The following is a 24,605-nucleotide window of genomic DNA, read 5'->3' as shown; positions in this document are numbered from 1 at the left end:
CAAAATAATAAAGAGAAAATCATTCACTCTAAATAAATTAACAACTAAACAAATTTAGGTATTATGTCAAAATTAAGATTCCGAGTAGTTGAAACAGCTTTCAAGAAGAAAGCAGCAACAGTAGAAACACCTGCCCAAAGGCCCGGTGAATACTTTGCCAAGTATGTATTCAACCGTGAAAAAATGTTCAAATACCTGCCTAGCAATGTCTATGCCAAACTGACAGATGCTATGGACAATGGCGCTCCTTTGGACCGCAGCATCGCCGACGAAGTAGCCGCAGGCATGAAACGCTGGGCAACCGAACTGGGAGTAACCCACTATACCCACTGGTTCCAGCCGCTGACCGAAGGAACCGCCGAAAAACATGACGCGTTTGTAGAACACGACGGCAAGGGCGGAATGATGGAAGAATTCTCCGGCAAACTACTTGTACAGCAGGAACCCGATGCTTCCAGTTTCCCTAATGGCGGTATCCGCAATACCTTCGAGGCACGTGGCTACAGTGCATGGGACCCCTCCTCCCCCGTATTCGTAGTAGACGACACCCTGTGCATCCCCACCGTATTTATCGCCTACACCGGCGAGTCCCTCGACTACAAGGCCCCTCTGTTGAAAGCGTTAAGTGCTGTAAATAAAGCAGCAGTTGATGTCTGCCATTATTTTAATCCCGAAGTAAAGAAAGTAATGGCCTATTTAGGATGGGAACAAGAATACTTTCTAGTAGACGAAGGCCTGTACGCCGCACGCCCCGACCTATTACTGACCGGACGTACCCTGATGGGACACGAAGCCAGCAAAAACCAACAGTTGGAAGACCATTACTTCGGGGCCATCCCTACCCGTGTGGCAGCTTTCATGAAAGACCTGGAAATCCAAGCATTGGAACTGGGCATCCCCGTAAAGACCCGCCACAACGAAGTGGCTCCCAACCAATTCGAACTGGCTCCCATTTTCGAAGAATGTAATCTGGCCGTAGATCACAATATGCTCATCATGTCACTAATGCGCAAAGTAGCCCGTAATCATGGTTTCCGTCTGCTGCTACACGAAAAGCCATTCAAGGGAGTTAACGGATCAGGCAAGCACAACAACTGGTCATTAGGTACAGATACCGGTATCCTGCTGATGGCTCCCGGAAAGACAGCCGAAGACAACCTGCGTTTCATTACTTTTGTCGTCAATACCCTGATGGCAGTTTACCACCATAACGGATTGCTGAAGGCTTCCATCATGAGTGCCACCAATGCACATCGTCTGGGAGCCAACGAGGCACCTCCCGCCATCATCTCTTCTTTTTTGGGCAAACAGCTGACACAAGTGCTGGATCACATGGAAGAAAGTGCAAATGATGACCTTATTTCGCTGGCTGGCAAACAGGGAATGAAGCTGGATATCCCTCAGATTCCCGAATTGCTGATTGATAACACTGACCGCAACCGCACCTCTCCTTTCGCCTTTACAGGCAATCGCTTTGAATTCCGTGCCGTAGGTTCGGAAGCCAACTGTGCCAGTGCCATGATTGCACTGAACACGGCGGTGGCGCACCAGTTGACAAGATTCAAAAAGGATGTGGATGCATTGATTGAAAAGGGAGAGCCAAAAATCTCCGCCATCGTGGAAATCATCCGCCAATACATCAAGGAATGCAAACCTATCCGGTTCGATGGCAACGGTTACTCAGACGAATGGAAAGCTGAGGCTGCCAAACGCGGTCTGGACTGCGAAACCAGTTGTCCGCTGATATTCGACAATTACCTGAAACCCGAAAGCATCGCCATGTTCGAAGCAACAGGCGTCATGACGCGCAAAGAGCTGGAAGCCCGCAACGAAGTGAAGTGGGAAATGTACACAAAAAAAATCCAGATCGAGGCTCGTGTTCTCGGTGACCTAGCTATGAATCACATTATTCCCGTGGCTACCGAATACCAGAGCAAACTGATTGACAATGTATATAAAATGAAAGAATTATTCCCTGCAGAAAAAGCGTCCCGACTATCTGCCGAGAATATGAAACTTATTGAAGAGATTGCAGAACGCACCATCTTCATCACCGAGCATGTGGAAGCCATGGTGGAAGCACGTAAGGTGGCTAACAAGATAGAAAGTGAACGGGAGAAAGCAATCGCCTATCATGACACTATCGCCCCCATGCTGGAAGAGATACGTTATCACATTGACAAGCTGGAACTGATTGTTGACAATCAGATGTGGACATTACCTAAATACAGAGAATTGCTTTTTATTAGATAATTGCCCGAAATTATCTATTTCTTTTGTTGGTTGTTTTAAGTTTGCATGACAGGCTTTGTTGCGAAACAAGGCCTGTCTTTTTATTAGGTAGACACATCATAAACAAGAAAGATGAATTACAAGCAAGGCACCTTCACAAATGCTGTATCCGGGAAATGCTTCTCTATATAACGACAAATATAAGCCTCTGTATCTGCCTGAATGATTTTATCTTCTCCTTCGGGAAACAGATTGTACATCACTGTATGAAGCTTTATCCCTCTCCGTTCTATAGCCTCAAAACTCAATAATGTATGGTTGATACTTCCCAATCGTCCCGAAGTAACAAAAACTAAGGGGTAACCCGATTCCTGAATATAGTCTATAGTCAGGTTCTCCTCTGTCAACGGCACCATCAGCCCCCCGGCTCCTTCCACTAAAACAGCATCATAGCGCTCACTCAGCACCTCCGTGGCATGCTTTATTTTATCAAAATCAATGGTGCGGTTATCTATTCGTGAAGCCAAATGGGGAGAAGCCGGATAAGAAAATATTTCAGGTTTGGTAAGTCCCTGCTCATCCTCAGGCAAATACTCCGTCCCCATCAGACGACGATGCAACTCAATATCCTCCGAATAACCTTCCGGATTTCCTGTCTGTATGAATTTTTGAGTAATAGTACGACATCCTTGTTTGTTCCAAAGATGTGCCAGATAGGCCGTGGCATAACTTTTACCAATATTTGTATCAATACCACTTACGAAAAATACATTCTGTTTCATGATTCTTTTTATTTCTATTGTCTTTTCTTTGCAATAATATAAATAGGATGATAAGTCAAAGTCACCGAACGACCATCACTGAACAAACGGGCATACTTGTCACAGAAATCCTGCAAATTCCTTTTAGTCCACGCTTGTTGCCTGACAGCAGCCACCCCGGTATGTTTCAAGTGATAAAGCACTTCGAGCGGAGTGCCAAAAGTCAGACAGATACGTTCCTCATGAGCCTTCACAATCTCATAGTGTATGCGCAGTGCTTCTTCTAACTCCTCTAAAGAACGATAGTGAAGACCGCTGCCGGTAACCGATGCAACTTCTTTCAGATTATCCCTGCCGAACGTAGTAAAAGCAAAATATCCTTTCTGCTTCAACAAAGTATTACAACGTTCAAAAAACAGCTCGGGAGAAACAAACCACTGTAATGCCGAGCATGATACAATCAAATCCTGTCCTTTTGGAAAAGGAAGGGACTCGGCATCCCCTGCCAGAAAGATAGCCCGCCCGCTTCCCAACAAATCGGTGAAACAAGTACTCATCTCCTGACAAATATCATTCAACACCAGTTTTTCAGGATGGAGGGTTTCCATCAGCCTGCGGGTAAGAAAGCCCGTCCCGCTACCAATTTCCAATATCCGGCCGCACGGACGGGGCAAATAATGATTTAGCATATCACTCATGCGGTATGCAATCTGCTTTTGAACCACCGCCTCACGGTTATAACTCTCTACAGCGCGGGAAAAGCGACGGGTTATCAATTGCTTATTAATCATACGTTTTCATTTTAAATGACAGACGGGCATAGCAAATCTCTCATTATTTCTTCTGAATAATGAGGAATATCATACTCTGCCACTTCCGTCCCGGTCCATGCATTTCTTTGGTTGACCGCCGTAAAAATCAAATCATTCTTGCCTATAACAGCCCGTTCCCATGCAAAACTGGGAACAGCGCAAGATTTTACCTGTTCTCCAATCCTCCGAAGCTCTTCTTGCAGTTCCTCTACCGCACGTTGCGGACGTTTCAACAAGAATGTTTCCAGATTCTCCTTTTTCAAACACATTCTGCGGATAAACTTTTCCAGCGTAACCTCATTCAAGCCTTCCAGTGTTCCTTCAAAAACTTGCTGCGAAATACCTTTCAAATCATCGACAGGAGTTACCGTGCCATTTAAAGCAACACTCTCACAAATGGGCAAGTCCATATCCTGCAATACCATAGACGCGGCCCATACTCCCATAGACCAGGCTATCAGACGAATCTCCTGATAACCCTGCAACAGCGTGAAATCAAAATCCAGCGAACGATAATCATAACAAACCAACAGATCGCTATTTCCGGAGCAATAATCCATGAAAGGACATTCATCCATTCCCCAACCGGCAAAAAAAAGTGTCAATCGGGGAAAATAATTTTGTTGTATAAAATAATGTTTCATATCAATTCTATCAGACTTTTTATTTCTTCTTCAGTAATATCCGCTGTCAACGAAAAACGGATACGCGATGTTCCTTCGGGCACAGTAGGAGGACGCACCGGCAACGCATAAAAACCTTTACGCTGCAAGAAATCGGCCTTTAACACCGTATCACCGCTATCGCCTATCGTCATTGGCAGAATATGGCTGGTAGAAGGACAAGCGTAGCCTTTCTTTACCAACGCGTCTTTCAAAAGAGAGGATATCTTCTTCAACCTTTCCCTCCGGAAGCTGAAACTGTTCAAATGCTCCAGGATAAAGAATGTCCATAGCAAGTTGACAGGAGGAAGAGCCGTTGTAAATATGAATGTACGCATTTTATTGACCAAATAATCACGGATGGTCTTCGAACAAACAATATAGCCTCCTACCGAGGCTAACGCTTTACCAAAAGTTCCACATAAGAAATCGATGTCAGCCACACAATCCTGTTCTTCCGCACACCCCAGGCCATGCATCCCCCGCACCCCTACAGCATGCGCTTCATCCACATACAGCAATACATTATCATATTGTTGCTTCAAAGTGACCAAACGACGGAGATCGGCCTCATCACCGTCCATACTGAAAATACTTTCGGTTACAATAATTATTCTATCATACCCGGCATGATTGGAAACCAGCAACTGTTCCAATTGTTCGTACCGGTTATGCCGGTATCGGATACACTTGGCCGCCGATAAACGAATGCCGTCAATAATACTGGCATGTACCAGTTTATCGGCAAGGATCAATGTACGAGTATCGCTCACTGCAGGAAGAATACCGGCATTCATGTGATAACCACTATTAAAAACCAACGCGCTTTCCTTCCGATACAGTCGGGCAAGCAAATCCTCTATCTGAACATAGATATCAAAATTTCCTGTCAGCAGCCGAGAGGATGAAGAGGAAGGAAGAAAGGTGTCGGGAATAAGACTTTGCAAGAATTCCGTACGTAATGGCAGATAAGCAGCCAATCCCAGATAATCGTTGGATGAAAGGTTAAGCATCACTTTTCCATTCACCTCCACCTCTCTTCCCAAATGACGGATAACAGGCAACTTACGAAGATTACTTTTATTTCCAAGCAGGGCTAATTCCCTTTCCCAATCTGTTAATGAATTCATTTTTTCTATTTCTCTCAGTACTATCACTTATTCTTTTAATTCTCTTACTATCTTCACCAGTGAATGCGTCAATTTGCTCAATTCTCCAGGCTGAATTATAAAAGGCGGCATGATATACACCAGTTTTCCAAAAGGACGTACCCATACCCCTTCTTCAACAAAACGACGTTGCATGAAAGCCATATCTACCGGTTTCTTCACTTCAATAACCCCGATAGCTCCCAATACACGCACATCAGCCACTTGTGGCAAGAAAGCAGCAGGGGCCAGCTCCCTCTTCAACTGTGATTCAATGGCCTTTACCTTTTCCTCCCAACTATAGGAAAGCAATAATTCCACGGATGCTTTCGCTACGGCACAAGCCAACGGATTTCCCATAAAAGTAGGGCCGTGCATAAAGACTCCCGGATAACCGCCGGAAATTGTATCAGCCACATCATCACTGGCAAGGACAGCAGAGAAAGTCATGTATCCACCGGTCAGTGCCTTGCCTATGCACATGATATCGGGCTGGACACCCGCATGCTCCCAAGCAAACAGTTTCCCCGTCCTTCCGAAACCTGTCGCTATCTCATCAAAGATTAACAACAGCCGATATTGCCTGCAAAGTTTCTCTGCCTGGCGTAAAAACTCAGGATGATAAAAACGCATTCCGCCCGCCCCTTGTACAATAGGTTCCAGAATCAATGCGGCCATCTCTTCATGATGCTGTTCCAATATTTCCCTCAAGGGCTCTATATCCTCTTCATACCAGATTCCGTCAAAGCGCGACCGGGGAGCAGGAACAAAATAACGCACAGGCAATGTAGGGCCAAAAATATGATGCATACCGGTCACCGGATCACAAACAGACATGGCATTCCACGTATCTCCATGATATCCGGACTGAATAGTTACAAAATTATTTTTCTTTTCCTTCCCTTGCGCATACCAATATTGCACGGCCATTTTCAATGCCACTTCCACCGCAACCGAACCGGAGTCAGCATAAAATATTTTCTGCATACGGGGAGGAACAATCTTCAACAACAACCTGCCTAATTCGATGGCCGGATCGTGTGTCAGTCCGCCGAACATGACATGGCTCATACGGTCTATCTGTTCCTTGAGCGCTTGGTTCAATACCGGATGATTGTATCCATGTACCATGCACCACCACGAAGACATCCCTTCTATCAAACATCTTCCGTCCTCCAATTCTATATATACTCCATCCGCCCGTCTTACTTTATAAGTGGGCAGCGGATGAGTAGTCGATGTATAAGGATGCCATAAATGCTCCCTGTCAAAATTTTCCATATATTACTTCCTTATTGTTATAATAACTTTATAATGTATCAAAGCGAATACCCGGCCTCTTCTATCAATATTTTATCTTCTGATACTTTTGAACCTAATGTAGTCAGCAAATCTCCCACAATGGCAGAATTAATACCGATATACAATGCTTTCTTTACAGCTTCCACACTCATCAGTGAACGCCCTCCGGCAAAACGAAGAAATGCTGTGGGATTGATAAAACGGAATAAAGCGATGGTTGTCAGAATCTCCACCTCTGCAAGACGATCCATTTTTTCCAATGGAGTGCCGGGTATAGGCTGCAACAGGTTTATAGGAATAGACTGTACTTCCAATTCCCTCAGTGTAAAAGCAAACTCAATACGCTGTTCCATTGTTTCGCCCATGCCGATGATTCCTCCGCTGCATACATCCATCCCCACCCTGCGTGCTGCCTGCAACGTTTCTAATTTCTGTTCTTGTGTATGAGTAGAACATAGAGATGAAAAATAAGAGGGAGCCGTTTCCAGATTACAATGATAACGGGTGATGCCTGCCTTAAACAGCCGTCTCAATTCCGCCTCATCCAGCAATCCTAAAGAAGCGCATAACTGAATATGCGAATGCGCACGCATGTATTCTGTTGTCTCACATAGCCGGTTCAAGTTCCGGCTACCCGGTTTCCTGCCGCTGGTCACCAAAGAAAAACGGGATACTCCCTGCGCTTCGTTATACAAAGCATGGCGCAGACATTCTTCCTTCCCAACCAAATCATAAACATCCACTTTTGTTTCATAATGTGCAGACTGTGCGCACCATTTACAATTCTCAGGACATTTACCGGATTTAGCATTGATGATGGAACACATATCGAATTTCCGGGAAGCCCAGACCTGTGTTATCTCATGAGCTGCATCATACAAATCCTGTTTCTCTGCCTTGCAGGACAGCCAACAGGCTTCTTCTACGGTAATCTTCTCACCGCCCAGCACTTTGTTTCTTATTTCATTCAGCATCATATACAGTTCATATTAAGACAAAAAAGCCGAAAAGATGCATGGCACATCTTTCCGGCAAACAATATTTATTCAAATAAAAAAGACAAATCACATCAGCCACCTGTGGTTGAGGCAGTTGGATCCGAAGCATTTGCAACATAGATTCAACAGGGGGCATTCCTTCTTCATATTCCTCTCCAGCATCCTCTTTCCGTGCGGAAGAGCAAACAGAGAATGCCGTGCAAACATTTGCCTGTTTACCCAACGATACATCGGCAATCTCCTTTTTCAGGTTACCAATAGTTACACATTTGCCCAAACTATAAAATATAGCGTACTTCTTCCGGTTCCAATAGCGGAAACGTATCGTATGTTTATTCTGGCACAATTGTTTCATATTTTTTCGTATCTGAGATTGGCAAAGGTAAATAAAATATTCAATGCAGCAAACTTTTATATAGAAAAACACCGTTCCGCCTCTTCCAACCTTAAAACCAGTTTTCCGAAAGCACAACGGTGAATTCTTAAGTCCTTTATACTATTTCTGTTATTCTTCTTTCTTCGAAGCAGCTTTCTTGGCAACCGGCTTCTTTGCCGCCGCTTTCTTTGCCGCCGCCGGTTTCTTGGCAGCAGGTTCTTTCTTTACGGCAGAAGCCTTCTTGCCTTCAGCTTTCTCCAGTTTAGCCTGCAATCTCTCCACTTCCTTGTTCAAAGCCACCAATTCCTCGCCCTGGTTCTTAATGGTAGTAAGCAACGAATTTAATTCTTCGTTATCCATATCCACCGGATACAACGAATTGACACGACTTATAAAATCACCCAAAATATTCATGTAGTTGGTGAAAGCATCATACGGAGAATCATAAATTCCACGATTCAACCAAATACCGGTATTCTTAGTGGTCATGAAGCGGAAATTATTACTTGCCTGCAAATAATCCCAATCCTGCTTAATACGGCGATCATCGCACAAATGAACACGTTCTGCCACACTATAAAGTTTATTGAAAGCCTCACGCTGCATCACATTGCCTAACCACGGACTGATATCGCGTTCCTCGTCTACCCATGACATAGGATAAGGAACATCCACCTGATCCACAGATTTCAGTTTGGTAATGATATCGGTCGGAGTAGAGAAAGTAACCCCTCTTTCTTTTGCGCAGACAGGCAGTGCTTTCATAAATTCCAGAATATTGGAAGACAATGGCTGGGCGATACCCAAAGCAGAAAGTTCCATGAAAATATTGATAACCTGTTCCTCCTCCGGCAAAGCTGCAATCCAATCTATATATTTGTCGGCAAACAACGGATATTCATTCCATTCGGAATTAGAGAAACGCAGACTGATGTCATCAGACAATTTGAAATCGCGAAGCAATAACTTCAAGTTCGGATTCATGGCGCAATGATACAGATAGTGCGGACTCTTCCAACCCAAAATATGTTTTGCACCTTCAGTCAACATACCTTTAAAGCCCATATCAGCTATCGTAGCGCCAATATCATTCGAATAAATCAAGCTGGAGTTACGGAATACTTTCGGCTCCTTGCCAAATATTTGTTTAATCTTGGTACGCATACGTTCCACTTCTTCGCGGAAACAATCTTCATTAGCCAATGAGGAAAGACCGTGAGAATAAGGTTCGCACAAGAATTCGCAACATCCGGTCTCATTCAACTGATGCAACAACTCGATTACACCAGGCGCATGCACTTCCAACTGTTCCAGCGCCACACCCGAGATAGACAAAGCCACCTTGAAAGTATCACCGTGATTCTTTGCCATTTCAATCAACGCACTCAGCGCAGGAATATACGAGCGTTCGGCTATATCACTGATGCCGCGCTCATTTTCATAATCATCATAATAATAATGGTCACGGCCTATATCAAAACAGCGATAGCGTTTCAGATGGATAATTTGATGTATTTCAAAATAAAGACATATTGTTTTCATATCCTAGTTATTGTTTTATTATTTACCATAGTTTTTTAACACCTGCTCATAGAGGGCACGGATTCTCAAGCCGACTTTCTCCCATGTAATGCCATCCACTTCTTTCTTTCCTTCTTCCTGCAGATATTGGAAAAGAGAAGGATTCGTACAAATTGAATAGATGGCATCGGCCATTGCGTTGATATCCCAATAATCGGTCTTGATTACTTTATCCAAAATTTCACCGCAACCCGATTGTTTTGAGATGATAGAAGGAGTTCCGCACTGCATAGCCTCCAAAGGAGCAATACCAAAAGGTTCTGACACAGAAGGCATTACGAATACATCACTGTTTTTATATGCTTCATAAACCTGACGCCCACGCTGGAACCCCGGGAAGTGAAAACGGTCTGCAATACCTCGTTCCGCAGCCAGATTGATCATGGCATCCAGCATGTCTCCCGATCCTGCCATTACAAAACGGATATTACGGGTACGCTTCAAGACCAATGCGGCGGCTTCCACAAAATACTCGGGTCCTTTCTGCATCGTGATACGCCCCAGGAAAGTCACCACTTTTTCTTTCGAATGATCAGGACGAGGAATGTCCAGCAAATCTTGCGAAAGCGGATAAACGGCATTGTGCATGGCAAAACATTTGCGCGGGTCTTGATGATATTGGTGAATAACTGTCTGACGGGTCAGCTCGGACACACACATAATACAGTCGGCATGATCCATGCCATTCTTTTCCATAGCATATACCGTAGGATTCACCTTACCGCGCGAACGGTCAAAATCAGTAGCATGCACATGGATACACAAAGGTTTGCCACTTACCAGCTTGGCATGCACACCAGCCGGATAAGTCAGCCAGTCGTGCGCATGGATAATATCAAATTCTTGCTGGCGCGCAACCACCCCTGCAATAATAGAAAAATTATTGATCTCATCATGAAGGTTTCCCGGATAGCCGCCGGCAAACTCCATACACCCCAGGTCATTGACGTGCATGTACGAGAAATCAGAATAGATATGATCACGGAAAGCATAATACTGTTCCGGAGTCGAAGTCGAAAGACGTGACTTTAAGTAATCGTAATTCACATCACGCCACACAATGGGCACTTGGTTCATGCCTATAATGTTCAGAAACTTTTCTTCGTCGCCGCAAGGTTTGGGCAAACAGAAGGTTGTTTCCATATCACCTTGCAGGCTCAAACCTTTTGTTATACCGTAAGATGCTACAGCAAGACCACCATATATTTTGGGAGGAAATTCCCATCCAAACATTAATACTTTCATACAGGTCCCTCCTTTCAATAATTGTATTTACTCAATAAATATAATACTCGCAATATCTCTGCCACATTCATAGCGAATGATACAGCTCCACGACCTTTGAAAGGCGGGTTACCATCAAACAGTTCAGGTATAGAGCCAATACAATGAGAAGTCATTTCGTCTTCGTAGCCTATCAGCTGACGCTCCACAAATCCTATACCACTCATCTTATAAATACGAAGGTAAGCTTCAAAATAGAAGCCTGCCAGCCAGGGCCATGCGGTACCTTGATGATAAGCATAATCACGCTGCATCTGAGGACCTACATAATTTGGGTTGTAACCACCACTCTTCGGGCTGAGCGAACGGAGCCCTTTCGGGGTAAGCAGTTCTTTGGTCACAATGTCCAACACCCCTTTCTTCTGACGGGCATCAAGCGGAGAATAGTCGAATGCTACAGTAAATATCATGTTCGGACGCACGCTCCAGTCCATCATATTGCCATCCACATAATCCAGTAAATAACCATACTCATTCAAGAAAGTATCCACGAAAGCCTTCCCCGTCTTTTCTGCCAATACATTTAACGCATCAGCCAAATTATTGTTTCCACCTTCGCTCAATAGTTCACTTGTAAAGCGTAAAGCATTATACCACAAAGCATTAATTTCTACGATATAGCCTGTACGAGGAATCACAGGGCGTCCGTTTGCGGTAGAATTCATCCATGTGATAGCCTTTTCTGTGCCGTTGGCATATAGCAGACCATTGGAATGCAAGAAAAGATTCGGATGATTCTCCCGGCGAAGGTACTCCATAATGTCTTGCAACAATGTACCATATTTCTCACGGCATTGGTCGCGCGACACCATCTTGGCATATTGCTGGATACACCACACCGCCCAAAGCAAAACATCAGGATGCTCCATTTCGTACACTTTAACATCATCAGGCTCATCATTAATAAAGTCATGAATTGCCTTGCGGGCCGTTTCCATCACCATTTCAAACTTAGCCACTTCATCAATCGCCAATGTCAGTCCCGGCAGGGAAATAAACATATCGCGCGCACGGCATTTAAACCACGGATATCCTGCCAGAATATAAAACTCATTTCCTTGTTTATTCAAGAACTGATGAGCAGCATTTATCAGACAGTGCTGGAAATTATCACGTGGAGTACGTTCTTCCACCTCTTCTTCAAAGGTTCTCTTTAATGTACGGGTACTGGCCTCGGACACACCTCCTGAAAAGACGATGCTTTCACCTTTCTTTATGTCCACTTCAAAATAACCCGGGACGTACAAATCTTCATTAAAATCATATCCTCTCTCCTGCTCTTTGGGATACTCAATTCCCCGATACCAATCCGGCTGATAGTGGAATTCGTTCTTCTTGTTCAATTGCATATATAATTCGGGATAGCCCGGATACATGCATGTCTTAATTCCATTATCCACCTCCTGATAGTCACGACTGGCTTGTGCGTTCTCATGAGTATACTGACGGACACTGCGGAAAGCCAGAAACGGACGCAAACGCAACGTAGTGGCCGAATGTGCCTCCAACAAAGTATAACGGATTAAAATTCTATTTTCATGATGAACGAAAAGCTTTTCCTTCTTCAGAATCACACCACCTACCCGATATATAGTGGTAGGAACTTTCTCACACTCGAATTCCCGGATATACTTGTGTCCCCTTGGGCTGTAATTGTCGCCCTGATACTTATGAAGTCCCAGATTAAATTCAGCGCCGTGTTGTATCACTGTTTCATCCAACGACGATAGCAATACATGGTTTTCATCATCCAGTTCAGGCACCGGAATGACAAGCAATCCATGATATTTTCTCGTATTGCAATCAACAATGGTTGTACAATGGTAAGCCCCTGAACGGTTTGTGCGGAGAATTTCTTTCGGTAATGATTCCCCGAGGTTCGTCATAAGAGTCTTGTCAAATCGTAAGTAACTCATAGTTGTTATTTTAAGGTTATAAATCAAATTTCCATATCAATTTATGTCACATATTATTTTTGTATGCAACGCTCAAAATTAGTAATTAAATGGATAAAGCAAAATTAAATAGCAAAATATTTTTCATTTTTCGCTCAAATATCCGTAGTATTGCACAGAAATCAGCATAATTATGACAAAATGAAACTTGAAATTCAAAAAATTCTATTGGCTTTTGCTCTTCCGTTATTACTTCTTTTCATTCTGTACACCCTGCGTACAATGGAAAGTGTCATGAATTGGGATTTTATCACCTGGGGCATATATCCCAGAGAAACCAAAGGAATAATGGGGATTTTCACTTCTCCATTGATACACGCTGATTGGGGACATTTATTTGCGAACACTTTTCCTCTTCTTTTTTTATTATGGTGTCTGCTCTACTTTTATCGTGATTTGGGCATTGGTATACTTTTTTTCATCTGGATAGTCAGTGGAATACTTACATTTATAATAGGCAAGCCGGGATGGCATATAGGTGCCAGCAGTATAATTTATTCACTCGCCTTTTTTCTGTTCTTCAGTGGCATTCTCCGCAAACACGTCCCTTTAGTAGCCCTGTCGTTGCTTGTCACTTTTCTATATGGCAGTCTGGTATGGAACATGTTCCCGCAGTTCGCCTCCTCCACCACTTCTTGGGAGGGACACTTGGGGGGCGCGGCGGCCGGAATAGCCGCAGCCATATTGTTCAGACACAAAGGCCCCCAACAACCGGAACTTTTCATTGACGAGGAAGAGGAAGACAACAGCAGTCATCCGGAAAACGAAGAAGTCATTACGAATCCGGACCAAGAAAAAAAGAATGACTAAATCAATCTTTCCGCCACCATGAAGTTCAAAGGGCCGGAAGGGCTGAAAGAAGCAATAACCCGCTAACGGAATTAAATGAATGTTCATATCCTCCCTATTGTATAAGTCTTTTCTATCTTCAGATTAAACCTTTTTATACAGATATATTCTATCTCCATAGCCTTTGGAGTTATCTCCCAAGACTATGGAGTTAACTCCAAAGCCTATGGAGATAACTCCAAAGGCTTGCGGAGATAAAACAAGCAGGAAGAAAAACCTTAACCACACGGCAGGAAAGGGTTAGGGATACAAACAAGATCTTTTAAGGATGAATCTGATTACAAGGCTATGCACTCTTTACAGAGAAAAATCCCCTAACACCCTTCTTTTAAAAAGGTAAAAAAGCATGTGGCAAGAAGATATGCATCTGGCCATATGTGGAAAGACTAAAACAGACTATTATTTTGCCATCTTAAATTTTAATGCATCATTTTACAACTGAAAAACAGGGTAATAAACCTTTCCGGACAGCATCATTCAAGCTTTAATACCTACTCATTACCAATTTTCATAAAATAATACCCATTTTTAGGTATTGCCCACCCTTTTAACCTCCCATAACTTTGCACCGATTTAAAATTATAAAAATTAAAGCAAAAATGAAAAGAAAGGTTTTATTGTTCTCATTATGCTTGTCGGCCTGTCTTGCAAACAGTTATGCAGAAAAAGCAATAAGTATAGATAAGGATAACACAGAGAAAACTACGGAGGAAGAACCTAAAAAAAAATCCCGGCTAACATTGGGAGGTTACGGAGAAGCAGTGTACACACGTAACTTTTATAGTGACAATATGTACCGCTATTCTAAAGCAGACAGTTACAAAGACTCTGACGGACACGGACGCGTAGACTTACCTCATGTAGTAATCATGATTGGCTACGATTTCGGAAAAGGATGGAGCATGGGTAGTGAAATAGAGTTTGAACACGGAGGAACAGAATCGGCTATAGAAGTAGAAGACGAAGAAGCCGGAGAATTTGAAAAAGAAATAGAACGTGGGGGTGAAGTGGCTTTGGAGCAGTTCTGGATTCAGAAATCTTTTTGCTCGGGCTTCAATATCCGCGCAGGGCACATCATCGTGCCGATAGGACAAATAAACAACGCCCATCTTCCCACTCAGTTCTTTACAGTATATCGTCCTGAAGGTGAAAACACAATAATGCCTTGCACATGGCATGAAACCGGTCTTAGTGTATGGGGGCGTATAGGTGACTGGCGTTATGAGGCAATGGTTATTCCCGCATTGAATGCTAATATGTTCAATCATAGCGGATGGATTCATGATGGTTCTGCATCAGCCTATGAATTTAAAGTAGCCAACAATCTGGCAGGAGCGGCACGTATCGACAATTACTCTGTCAAAGGATTGCGTATGGGAATAAGCGGCTATATAGGTAACAGTTTCCAAAACGACATTATTAAAGATGAAAAATCCACCAAATATAAAGATGTGAAAGGAACAGTGGTCATAGGTGCATTCGACTTTGATTATAATGATCATAACTGGGTAGTACGCGGCAATTTTGATTATGGCCATTTGGGAGACGCTGATCTGATCTCCACTCACAACAAAAGCCAAGACAATAGCACACAGTCCCCTTATCCTCACACAGCCGTGGGCAAGACAGCCATTGCCGCCGGAATCGAGGCAGGATATGATATTTTTTCTCAAGTAAAGAAAATGAGAGACAATGGTAAAAAACTATATGTATTTGGACGATATGAATACTATGACTCATATCATAAGGCTGCTAAAGGTTTCAGCAAATATGAATGGACTAAAAAACAACGCATGGCCGTCGGTTTGAACTACTATCCTATGAAAGACATCGTAGTAAAAGCCGAATACTCAAAACGCTTCTTGAAAAGCCAGTATAATAACGAACCCTCTTTTTCATTGGGCATAGCTTATGCAGGATTTTTCATTAAATAAACCCGATTATTCATTTTTTAAAATTAAATAGGTATGAAAAGTTTGTTAAAATTCCCCTTACTTGTTGCTGTAGCAACAATGATGAGTTGCAGTTTCAGCGCATGCAGTGATAACGATGATCCGACTCCGGATACCGGTACGTCCGAAACAGATGCAAAATTCGAAGCAATCGCAAAACAGTATCTTGATCACACGGTATATGTTACTTACAAGAACCTGGCTGATGAAACCGAACAGCTAGTAAAAGATTTACAAGCATTAAAAAGCAGCAAGACTGATGCAAATGTAAAAGCTACCTGCGAAACCTTCCTTGAAGCACGTGCATGGTGGGAAAAGAGTGAAGCTTTCCTGTATGGGGCAGCTACCGATTTCGGTATCGACCCGCATATTGACTCATGGCCTTTGGACTTGGACGGATTACAGACCGCACTGAAAAATACGGAACAGGTAGAAGCAATGGGTGGTGAAGACGGAGATATTTATGCCGGCGAGAAATTGGGTAATTCTTTATTAGGATTTCATGGTATTGAATACATCCTTTTCGAAGATGGTAGCCCCAAATCAGTTTCTAAAATCAGTGACTTACATCTGACTTACGCCGTAGCTGTAGCTGGTGATTTGCGTAACCGTTGCTGGCAGCTGGAACTTTCATGGAGAGGCGAAAGTGCTGTCAATGCCGACCGTGTCGCTAAAGTCGCAAATGAGTTAGAACTGCCTTACACTGTAAACAGTGGTGAATATTCTTATGGTGAGAATATGCTGAATGCAGGAAAAGCAGGTAGTACATACGCCAGCTGGACATTGGCCATGCAAGCTATCATTGACGGCTGCAAGACTATCGCAGATGAAGTAGGAACTTCTAAAATAGGAAAACCTTATAGCGGAGAAGACCCTGCTTATATAGAATCACCATACAGTCACAAGTCCATTCTAGACTTTTATGACAACATCATCAGTATTCAGAATGCTTACATGGGCGGTATAGAAAATGAACGTGACGAAACCAACTCACTACACAACTATATTGCCGGAGTAGATAAAGAACTGGATACAAAAGTTGTAAATGCCATAAACAATGCTCTGACCAAAATCAATGCCATGGCAGCTCCATTTGTAAACAATATTAAAGATCCAAGTGCAGGTGAAGCAATTAAAGCTTGTCAGGATCTTGATGCCATATTGTCTGATGTTAAAACAGTTTTAAGAAACAATTAAAAAGAACTGTTTACCCCAATGACCACAAAGGATCTGCAAGAGGGTGTCCGGAAAAGGTCTATTGTACTATCTTTTGCTGTAGATGGTGATTTTACATTCGCTCCAAGCACCGGCTTTGTGCTGCCGGATGTCCCCTCTACAACAGACATGATAGTGAAAAAGACCGGGGGAGGACAACCTTATGTAGATTCTTTGGTATATAAATTTGAAAAGTAACTAACTTTAAACATTCTTATATGAATAAGTTATTTAAAATACACTGGCTTGCTGCTCTATGCGGCCTTACAATGCTCTCGCTAACAGCCTGTAATGACGATGACAATCCGGAAAACAAATCTCCGGAAGTCAATCCTGATATCAACGTAAATGTAGAGACCTATGCAGGCGGAGAATTGGGTACAACCTTCAACAATTCCGCTTCTGCTTATGAAGATCCTACTCCTGCAACGGAAAATGCAGGTATGACCGACAAATTCAAATATGGGGAATATTTCTTTGAACGTTCTTATACGCAGAATTCCAAACCTTTCAATGGTTTGGGACCGCTTTATATCCGCAATTCATGTATGAACTGCCACCCCGGATACGGTCATGGCAAACGGGTAGACCGTTATCGTGCTGATGACTGGGGAAATGGATATCTACTTGTTGTGACCGATGGAAAGGATAACTACCTAAGTTCTTTAACGGGAATGCCTCAAACCAAAGCTGTAGCCCCTTTCAAAGCACCAATAGATGAAGATAAGATAAAAATAGACTGGCTGCCTTACACAGACGAATGGGGAAATAAATTTCCTGACGGAGAAACATACAGTCTGATCTATCCGGAAGTGACTATTCCTCAAGATGCATACTACGTACCTTTGGAGGCTACTTATAATCAAGTTGTCACCCCTGTCAACTACTCTGATGTAGTAGTTTTGCTGGAATCTACCATTGGTATCTACGGAACCGGATTACTAGATGCCATTCCCGATGATTCGTTGAAAGCAGAATATGCACGTCAGGAAAAAGCAGGTGTAAAATTGAATCCAGCCATCTTCGCAAACGGAGAGTGGACTTCACTCTATAAGGGACTTACAGGTAAACAATATCCCAAACGTTATACTTACGCTTTGACCAGATCTTCCATACAGGATGGTCCCGGTGCCAATGCAATCTGGAACATCACCAATGTTACCCGTAGTGACCGCCGTTATCACTACATGACTGACACGTATGCCAAAACAGCCTCCAAAGACCCGGATGTACAAAAAGATTTTTATAACTATTTCCCTGAATGGAAACAGACCGGTAATGTAGAACAAGATATATACAACTATCTGATGAATAAGGAACTTCCGGTGGAAATGACAGACGAAGATTATGTAAACTTCATGATATGGCACAGAGGACTGGCAGTTCCTGCCGCACGGAATCTGGATGACGAAACAGTTCAGAGAGGTCACAAATTATTCCGTGAAATAGGCTGTGCTACCTGCCATCGTCCGTCATGGACTACAGGAGACGATAATTATCCCGATCCGAACGGATACTTCAAAGATGGTGACAGCCGTCTGCCACGCTATCCACACCAAACTATCTGGCCATATTCAGATATGGTTCAACACCGCCTGGAAATGAAGAACAATATCCGCACGGGATGGTGCCGTACCACTCCTCTTTGGGGACGCGGACTTTCCTTAATCTGTGCCGGACACAGCGACCGTTTGCATGACTGTCGTGCACGTAATGTCATTGAAGCCATTATGTGGCATGGAGCTTCAAATAGTGACGCACGCTGGAGCATTGACAAGTTCCGCGAACTCAGTAAAGAAGATCGTGACGCCATCGTCAAATTTATTGATGCCATTTAAGCAATGAAACAGATTGTCTCCCTCCTGAATCCTATCACCAATAATATGACAGGACATTCAGGGGGATGAGACAAATTCAAGATTCACCTTCTGGTTATCTTTCAGAAAATTATAACTACATGAAATTATTAAAACGAACTGCCTTCAGTCTGCTAGGCATATTACTTCTGATTCTTACTATAGCTACTATATTGGAAAAAATATATGGTACGGACTTTGTAAACGAGTATATCTACAGTTCCGTACCTTTTGTCATTTTATGGGGAGTAACCGCAATTACTTCCTTATTATACATCATAAAAAGCAAACTGCATCGTCAGCCTGTTATTTTTTTGCTTCATCTTTCTCTTCTCTTTATATTGGCAGGGGCATTCACCACATGGATATATGGAGAACAAGGCACTATGCGTGTCCGCCAAGGAGAACAACAGACCTCTTTCACCGATTCCAAAGGAATTTCCCACCAGCTACCTTTCAGCATCACACTAAACCAATTTGAAATTATTTATTACAAAGGAACCTTGGCTCCAATGGACTTTATCAGTCATATTTCAGTAGCAGACAAAGACTGCCACCGCCAGATACAGGGGAAGGTTTCCATGAATCATATATTTTCATACCAGCACTATCGCTTTTATCAATCAGGCTACAGTGAAGATAATGAAGGAAGCGTATTTAGTGTATCTCATGATCCTTATGGCATAGGAATCACTTATGCAGGATATACTTTATTGCTACTTTCCACCGTTTTCTTTTTCTTCAGCCCGCAAAGTCGGTTCCGCCAACTGCTGAAAAGCCCTTTGCTACACAGAAGCTTGACAGTCATCTTGCTTTTATTCGCATTCAGTCTCAACAGTAATTTTCTCAAAGCAAACAGTCCATCCCCCAAGGTGCTTCCGCGCGAAGTAGCCGAACATTTTGGAGATTTATATATTTTATACAACAACCGTATCTGTCCTTTACAAACCTTTGCCCGTGATTTTACAGTCAAACTTTACGGTAGTTCCTCATATAAAGGACTGACACCAGAAGAAGTACTTACCGGATGGCTGTTTTATTATGACAGTTGGAAAAATGAACCAATTATACGAATCAAGAGTAATGAAGCCCGTAAATTACTGGAAATAGAAGGGAATTACGCCAGGCTGAAAGACTATATCAGTACCATTAATGAATACAAGCTGGAAAAAATGATGAACCATATCCGTTCAGGAGAACAGGTGACTGACAAACGAGGCATAGAAGAAGCTGATGAGAAATTCAATATCATCAATTTAGTATGTACCGGTGCCATGATGAAAATATTCCCTTGTCGCAATATAGCCGGAAAGACATTGGAATGGTATTCGCAAAGCGACCAATTACCTCAAGATATGGATAATGACAAATGGGTATTCATTCGTAAATCTATGAGTTATGTAAACGAAATGATTGTGATGAAAAAGTACAATGATGCCTGCCTGTTATTAGAAAAAATCAAGAAATACCAGCAGAAAGAGTGTGACGGACTGCTTCCTGCAGATAATAAATTCAAGGCTGAGAAAATATATAATCAATTTGATTATAGCAAATCTGTCGCCATGGCATGTATTTGCATCGGCCTGATATGTTTTATCTATTATTGCCATTGCATGGCATCGCAAAAGAGAACAAGCCGGAAGGCAATCATAATATTGAATATTTTGCTATGGATTGTTTTTACCTATTTGTCGGCTGCTATCTGCCTGCGTGGTTATGTGAGCAATCATCTGCCATTGTCCAACGGCTTCGAAACCATGCAGTTCATGGCATGGTGTACGCTATTGCTCACTTTTCTGCTACAACGTAAATTCGCAATGTTGCTCCCTTTCGGTTTCCTGCTTTGCGGACTTACGCTGATGGTATCCATGCTGGGAGAATCAAACCCACAAATCACACAACTGATGCCGGTTCTGCAATCTCCATTATTGAGTATCCACGTAGTAGTTATCATGATCGCTTATTCGCTGCTGGCATTTATCATGCTGAATGGTGTAACAGCGGTCATACTCCACCAATCACAGAAAGAATGCAAAGAACAAATAGAACGATTGCAGATAATAAGCCAAATAATTCTTTATCCGGCAATTTTCTTACTCGCTATCGGTATTTTCATTGGTGCTGTATGGGCAAACGTATCATGGGGACGCTATTGGGGATGGGATCCTAAAGAAGTATGGGCCTTAATCACCATGCTGGTATATGCCTTGGCACTGCATCCGAGATCACTGCCATGGTTTCATCGCACCATGTTTTTTCATGTTTTCTGTATAACTGCTTTTATAACAGTACTGATTACTTACTTCGGAGTGAATTTTCTGTTAGGAGGAATGCATAGCTACGCAAACGGATAGCCCTCATCCATCAATGAAAAGCTATCCTTTCCGAAACAAATAGAAACCAACTTGGACAAAGAACCTGAAACACTATAAAAAAAGGAAATTACCCCATAAAAGAAGCACTCCCCGCGAATCACTTCGCAGGGAGACTACTAACTAATAACTAACTTGTGGTTTACGTAATTTTTATATGACTTATTTACAATGCAAAGATAAGGTTTGCCATCTGTCTGTGCAATCGCATGATATAGGTATTCTGGACAGTCAGACATCCCTATTTATAGCTATAATAAACGAAAGTAGAAAAGGTATCTATCAAAATCATTATTTGTAGGTATTGTCTGAGATTATTAAATGTTGCAATTTTGCCAAAAAGAATTTATCTTATTATACCGTAACCATTGATGTGGAGTTCTCTCTATTATTATTTCTCTGTAATGTTAGTCACAAAAGAGAGACTATAAAACCTTGTTCCAGGGAAGCATACCTTCGGAACAACAAAAAGTCCGGACTTGGGAAAGCCCGGACCTTTATTTTATATCCATCAATACAAGATATTAATACACCTCTACCTTTGCAGCAACAGCCTTGCATTTGTCACGCAGAGCGTCCAAGTCACTGCCATTAGGAGCATAACAAACCACAACCCCCATACGGCGATTCAATTTTGTATAAGGTTTACCAAAAATACGGAGATAAGTATTTGTCTCCTTACAAACTTCTTCCTCACCACGATAACGGGGAGCTTCCTTGCTGGCAATAGGAGAAAGAATCACTGCACTGGCCCCTATGCGTTCTTGTGTAATTTCAGGAATAGGAAGTCCTAACACCGCCCGCAGATGCAACTCAAACTCATTTAAATTCTGAGTACCTGCCAAAGTCACCATTCCGGTATCATGCGGACGGGGAGAAAGCTCGGAGAAATAAACTCCGTTTTCATGACTCAAGAAAAATTCAACTCCCCAGATTCCCGCACCAGTCAGAGCTGCCGTTACCTTATCAGCCATACGTTGCGCTTCCTTCAAATGTTCGGGATCAATATGTGCCGGTTGGAAACTTTCTCTATAATCTCCTCCTTTCTGTACATGTCCGATAGGCGGACAGAACAAAGTAGGACCGTTTTTCTGAGTGACGGTGAGCAAAGTTATCTCACTATCGAACTGAATAAACTCCTCAATGATCAATTCTTTAATATCTCCACGACTGCCTTCACACCCATAATGCCATGCCTGTTCCAACTCATCTGCGCTCTTGACCAAAGACTGGCCTTTGCCGGATGAAGACATCAAAGGCTTCACCACACAAGGAAAACCAATCTCTCTTGCGGCCTCCCTCAATTCTTCCAAAGACTTGGCATAGAAATATTTGGCTGTCTTTAATCCTAATTCCTTAGCTGCCAAATCACGAATAGCCTTACGGTTCATCGTGAAATTCACAGCACGGGCACTCGGCACTACTTGGATACCTTCCTGTTCCAAATGATACAGACGTTCGGTACGGATAGCTTCAATTTCAGGCACAATTATATCCGGCTTGTGTTTGGCTACCACAGCATCCAATGCATCACCGTCAAGCATACTGAACACTTCAAATTCATCAGCCACCTGCATGGCCGGAGCACCTGCGTAAGAGTCGCAAGCAATAACATACTGCCCTTTACGTTTTGCCGCAATGACGAATTCTTTACCTAATTCGCCGGAACCCAGCAATAAAATCTTCTTAGTCATAGTATTTACATATGTTTGATATTCCTTACAAAAAACGGAGAGTTGAGAACAAGACACCTCTTGATTCCCAACTTTCCATCTGCAAAGATAGTGTATTTTATAAACTATACGATATCATTGAAGCAATATTTGGATCATTCAGTACAAAGAAAACACCCACTCCCAAAGCGATGAGCCACAATACGATAAATATAATTTTGGTTACAATGGACATGGGTTGCCAACCTCCAAAATGACGCATCAGCATGTGTATCAGTCCTATAATAGGAATACCGATAACCAGAATACCTGCAACGGACATAGCGACAGTCAACCCCGGAGAGCTACCCACCGTAGCCCAATTAACTGCAGGCAGCACCTCATAAAGCACTGCCGGCAATGCAGCAATCAGCCCCGTAGCCGCCATCAGCAATGCAAAAAAGACAATCAATAATACAAACAATACAGGCGCACAGCAAATAGCAATGAAAACAAGCAGGAATTTGATAAGGAACCCCGCCACAGACACAATCCCCTCCCCTATCTTTTGCAAGATACTTCTAGGACGATCTGAGCGTACATAATCATTCACTTTTTCAAATCCGTCTGTTACAGTCTTGCCTATATTCTCCACATTAATAGCAGCCCCCTTCATGGCGAGTTTCTCGGGGGCGGTATGCGCCATAGGAATAATAATCCACGCTATGATATAAGCCAATATCACCCCATGAACAAAGAAGCCAAGAACCAATAGAATGATACGTACCCAAGTAACATCCCATCCCATATAAGCGGCCAATCCGGAAGCCACACCACCCAGCACTTTATTGTCCGGATCACGAAACAGACGGCGTACAGTGGTCCCTTTTGCCTTTTCCGAACCGGATGTTTCTCCATTCCCTTCACCAGAGAGTTCTTCAGGTTTACCCATCCGGGCTATGATTTCTTCCACATCCTCAATGGTAATAACCTGTTTGCCCTCATTCAAACGGTCAGCAAACAGTTCAGATATGCGTAATTCCATATCATGTACAATCTCCTCCGCACCTTCCTCACGACGAAAGTGAATGCGTAAATTAGCTAAATAATTATCCAACAAGTGGTAAGCGTCTTCGTCTATATGATAAACGGTACCTCCTAAATTTATGGTTAAAGTCTTTTTCATTGTATCCTGTTTTTAATTGTTTTTTAAATGATTCACTGTATTCGTCAACTCCTCCCAAGCAGTCTCCAATCCGCTAAGGAATATTTCACCCTGAGGAGTGAGATTATAATATTTACGAGGTGGTCCCTGAGTAGACTCTACCCATTCGTATGAGAGCAGGTCATCGTTTTTCAGCCGGGTAAGCAGCGGATAAAGCGTCCCTTCTACTACAATGAGCCGGGCTTCTTTCAATTTTTGAATGATATCCGAAGCATATGACGGCTCTTTGTGCAACAACAATAAAATGCAGTATTCCAGCATTCCTTTGCGCATCTGAGATCGTACATTGTCTACATTCATAATTTATAATACTTTGTTTGGCACAAATATATGTATTATATCAGTACCTTGTATTGCATAGTTCTATTATTTT

Annotated in this window: 18 protein-coding genes and 1 pseudogene; 7 read left to right on the top strand and 12 right to left on the bottom strand. The window is 42.7% G+C overall.

The annotated features are described in order from the left end of the window. Positions 1-63 precede the first annotated feature (63 nt). Positions 64-2,253, top strand: coding sequence for a glutamine synthetase III family protein (locus GKD17_RS08475; RefSeq protein ID WP_007838315.1), 2,190 nt, complete (start codon positions 64-66; stop codon positions 2,251-2,253). 116 nt (positions 2,254-2,369) lie between these two features. On the opposite strand, the gene bioD is transcribed toward GKD17_RS08475, so the two are convergent. From bioD to GKD17_RS08425, 9 genes and pseudogenes are all read right to left on the bottom strand, one after another. Continuing rightward, positions 2,370-3,014, bottom strand: coding sequence for a dethiobiotin synthase (gene bioD, locus GKD17_RS08470; protein ID WP_007838314.1), 645 nt, complete (start codon positions 3,012-3,014; stop codon positions 2,370-2,372). Between the two features lie 14 nt (positions 3,015-3,028). Next, positions 3,029-3,784, bottom strand: coding sequence for a malonyl-ACP O-methyltransferase BioC (bioC, locus tag GKD17_RS08465; protein ID WP_007838313.1), 756 nt, complete (start codon positions 3,782-3,784; stop codon positions 3,029-3,031). 11 nt (positions 3,785-3,795) lie between these two features. Then, positions 3,796-4,449: a DUF452 family protein gene (locus GKD17_RS08460; protein WP_007838311.1), complete on the bottom strand. Its 654-nt coding sequence runs from the start codon at positions 4,447-4,449 to the stop codon at positions 3,796-3,798. Continuing rightward, complete coding sequence (locus tag GKD17_RS08455) at positions 4,446-5,597, bottom strand: 8-amino-7-oxononanoate synthase (protein ID WP_032936542.1); 1,152 nt, start codon at positions 5,595-5,597, stop codon at positions 4,446-4,448. The genes GKD17_RS08460 and GKD17_RS08455 overlap by 4 nt, the downstream gene beginning before the upstream one ends. Before the next feature lie 27 nt (positions 5,598-5,624). Beyond that, a pseudogene (gene bioA / locus GKD17_RS23830) lies at positions 5,625-7,894 on the bottom strand (adenosylmethionine--8-amino-7-oxononanoate transaminase). Positions 7,895-7,901: 7 nt separating this feature from the next. Continuing rightward, the gene (locus GKD17_RS08440) at positions 7,902-8,270 is read right to left on the bottom strand and encodes a hypothetical protein (RefSeq protein WP_007838301.1); all 369 of its coding nucleotides are present in this window, start codon (positions 8,268-8,270) and stop codon (positions 7,902-7,904) included. A 150-nt stretch (positions 8,271-8,420) separates the two neighbouring features. Further along, complete coding sequence (locus GKD17_RS08435; RefSeq protein ID WP_007838299.1) at positions 8,421-9,833, bottom strand: glycoside hydrolase family 57 protein; 1,413 nt, start codon at positions 9,831-9,833, stop codon at positions 8,421-8,423. Positions 9,834-9,851: 18 nt separating this feature from the next. Beyond that, the gene (locus GKD17_RS08430; protein ID WP_007838297.1) at positions 9,852-11,117 is read right to left on the bottom strand and encodes a glycosyltransferase; all 1,266 of its coding nucleotides are present in this window, start codon (positions 11,115-11,117) and stop codon (positions 9,852-9,854) included. Between the two features lie 14 nt (positions 11,118-11,131). Beyond that, on the bottom strand, positions 11,132-13,072 hold the full coding sequence (locus GKD17_RS08425) for a glycogen debranching enzyme N-terminal domain-containing protein (RefSeq protein ID WP_007838296.1): 1,941 nt from the start codon (positions 13,070-13,072) through the stop codon (positions 11,132-11,134). 180 nt (positions 13,073-13,252) lie between these two features. Between GKD17_RS08425 and GKD17_RS08420 the strand changes: the two genes are divergently transcribed. The 6 genes from GKD17_RS08420 to GKD17_RS23555 all read left to right on the top strand — a co-directional run bounded on the left by GKD17_RS08420 (position 13,253) and on the right by GKD17_RS23555 (position 21,337). Next, positions 13,253-13,921 (top strand): rhomboid family intramembrane serine protease, encoded by a 669-nt coding sequence (locus GKD17_RS08420; RefSeq protein ID WP_007838294.1) that lies wholly within the window; start codon positions 13,253-13,255, stop codon positions 13,919-13,921. Positions 13,922-14,559: 638 nt separating this feature from the next. After that, the gene (locus GKD17_RS08415; RefSeq protein WP_007838291.1) at positions 14,560-15,894 is read left to right on the top strand and encodes a hypothetical protein; all 1,335 of its coding nucleotides are present in this window, start codon (positions 14,560-14,562) and stop codon (positions 15,892-15,894) included. Positions 15,895-15,927: 33 nt separating this feature from the next. Beyond that, the gene (locus GKD17_RS08410; RefSeq protein WP_007838290.1) at positions 15,928-17,109 is read left to right on the top strand and encodes an imelysin family protein; all 1,182 of its coding nucleotides are present in this window, start codon (positions 15,928-15,930) and stop codon (positions 17,107-17,109) included. 18 nt (positions 17,110-17,127) lie between these two features. After that, a complete protein-coding gene (locus tag GKD17_RS08405; protein ID WP_005843339.1) occupies positions 17,128-17,325 on the top strand; it encodes a hypothetical protein in 198 nt (65 codons plus the stop codon). A 20-nt stretch (positions 17,326-17,345) separates the two neighbouring features. Next, positions 17,346-18,965, top strand: coding sequence for a di-heme oxidoredictase family protein (locus GKD17_RS08400; protein WP_007838287.1), 1,620 nt, complete (start codon positions 17,346-17,348; stop codon positions 18,963-18,965). A gap of 119 nt (positions 18,966-19,084) precedes the next feature. Continuing rightward, the gene (locus GKD17_RS23555; RefSeq protein WP_007852401.1) at positions 19,085-21,337 is read left to right on the top strand and encodes a cytochrome c biogenesis protein; all 2,253 of its coding nucleotides are present in this window, start codon (positions 19,085-19,087) and stop codon (positions 21,335-21,337) included. Positions 21,338-21,879: 542 nt separating this feature from the next. On the opposite strand, the gene purT is transcribed toward GKD17_RS23555, so the two are convergent. The 3 genes from purT to GKD17_RS08380 all read right to left on the bottom strand — a co-directional run bounded on the left by purT (position 21,880) and on the right by GKD17_RS08380 (position 24,532). Continuing rightward, complete coding sequence (gene purT, locus GKD17_RS08390) at positions 21,880-23,049, bottom strand: formate-dependent phosphoribosylglycinamide formyltransferase (protein WP_007838280.1); 1,170 nt, start codon at positions 23,047-23,049, stop codon at positions 21,880-21,882. Between the two features lie 97 nt (positions 23,050-23,146). Then, positions 23,147-24,193: a PspC domain-containing protein gene (locus tag GKD17_RS08385; protein WP_007838279.1), complete on the bottom strand. Its 1,047-nt coding sequence runs from the start codon at positions 24,191-24,193 to the stop codon at positions 23,147-23,149. Positions 24,194-24,205: 12 nt separating this feature from the next. Beyond that, positions 24,206-24,532 (bottom strand): PadR family transcriptional regulator, encoded by a 327-nt coding sequence (locus GKD17_RS08380; protein WP_007838276.1) that lies wholly within the window; start codon positions 24,530-24,532, stop codon positions 24,206-24,208. Positions 24,533-24,605 lie beyond the last annotated feature (73 nt).

Source organism: Phocaeicola dorei (assembly GCF_013009555.1).
In the GTDB taxonomy this organism is placed as follows: domain Bacteria; phylum Bacteroidota; class Bacteroidia; order Bacteroidales; family Bacteroidaceae; genus Phocaeicola; species Phocaeicola dorei.
This window is presented reverse-complemented; position numbering and strand designations above follow the sequence as displayed.

Bases quoted from the DNA above. Each gene is read 5' to 3' on its own strand.
- GKD17_RS08475 (WP_007838315.1), top strand. From the start codon at position 64: ATGTCAAAATTAAGATTCCGAGTAGTTGAAACAGCTTTCAAGAAGAAA.
- bioD (WP_007838314.1), bottom strand. From the start codon at position 3,014: ATGAAACAGAATGTATTTTTCGTAAGTGGTATTGATACAAATATTGGT.
- bioC (WP_007838313.1), bottom strand. From the start codon at position 3,784: ATGATTAATAAGCAATTGATAACCCGTCGCTTTTCCCGCGCTGTAGAG.
- GKD17_RS08460 (WP_007838311.1), bottom strand. From the start codon at position 4,449: ATGAAACATTATTTTATACAACAAAATTATTTTCCCCGATTGACACTT.
- GKD17_RS08455 (WP_032936542.1), bottom strand. From the start codon at position 5,597: ATGAATTCATTAACAGATTGGGAAAGGGAATTAGCCCTGCTTGGAAAT.
- GKD17_RS08440 (WP_007838301.1), bottom strand. From the start codon at position 8,270: ATGAAACAATTGTGCCAGAATAAACATACGATACGTTTCCGCTATTGG.
- GKD17_RS08435 (WP_007838299.1), bottom strand. From the start codon at position 9,833: ATGAAAACAATATGTCTTTATTTTGAAATACATCAAATTATCCATCTG.
- GKD17_RS08430 (WP_007838297.1), bottom strand. From the start codon at position 11,117: ATGAAAGTATTAATGTTTGGATGGGAATTTCCTCCCAAAATATATGGT.
- GKD17_RS08425 (WP_007838296.1), bottom strand. From the start codon at position 13,072: ATGAGTTACTTACGATTTGACAAGACTCTTATGACGAACCTCGGGGAA.
- GKD17_RS08420 (WP_007838294.1), top strand. From the start codon at position 13,253: ATGAAACTTGAAATTCAAAAAATTCTATTGGCTTTTGCTCTTCCGTTA.
- GKD17_RS08415 (WP_007838291.1), top strand. From the start codon at position 14,560: ATGAAAAGAAAGGTTTTATTGTTCTCATTATGCTTGTCGGCCTGTCTT.
- GKD17_RS08410 (WP_007838290.1), top strand. From the start codon at position 15,928: ATGAAAAGTTTGTTAAAATTCCCCTTACTTGTTGCTGTAGCAACAATG.
- GKD17_RS08405 (WP_005843339.1), top strand. From the start codon at position 17,128: ATGACCACAAAGGATCTGCAAGAGGGTGTCCGGAAAAGGTCTATTGTA.
- GKD17_RS08400 (WP_007838287.1), top strand. From the start codon at position 17,346: ATGAATAAGTTATTTAAAATACACTGGCTTGCTGCTCTATGCGGCCTT.
- GKD17_RS23555 (WP_007852401.1), top strand. From the start codon at position 19,085: ATGAAATTATTAAAACGAACTGCCTTCAGTCTGCTAGGCATATTACTT.
- purT (WP_007838280.1), bottom strand. From the start codon at position 23,049: ATGACTAAGAAGATTTTATTGCTGGGTTCCGGCGAATTAGGTAAAGAA.
- GKD17_RS08385 (WP_007838279.1), bottom strand. From the start codon at position 24,193: ATGAAAAAGACTTTAACCATAAATTTAGGAGGTACCGTTTATCATATA.
- GKD17_RS08380 (WP_007838276.1), bottom strand. From the start codon at position 24,532: ATGAATGTAGACAATGTACGATCTCAGATGCGCAAAGGAATGCTGGAA.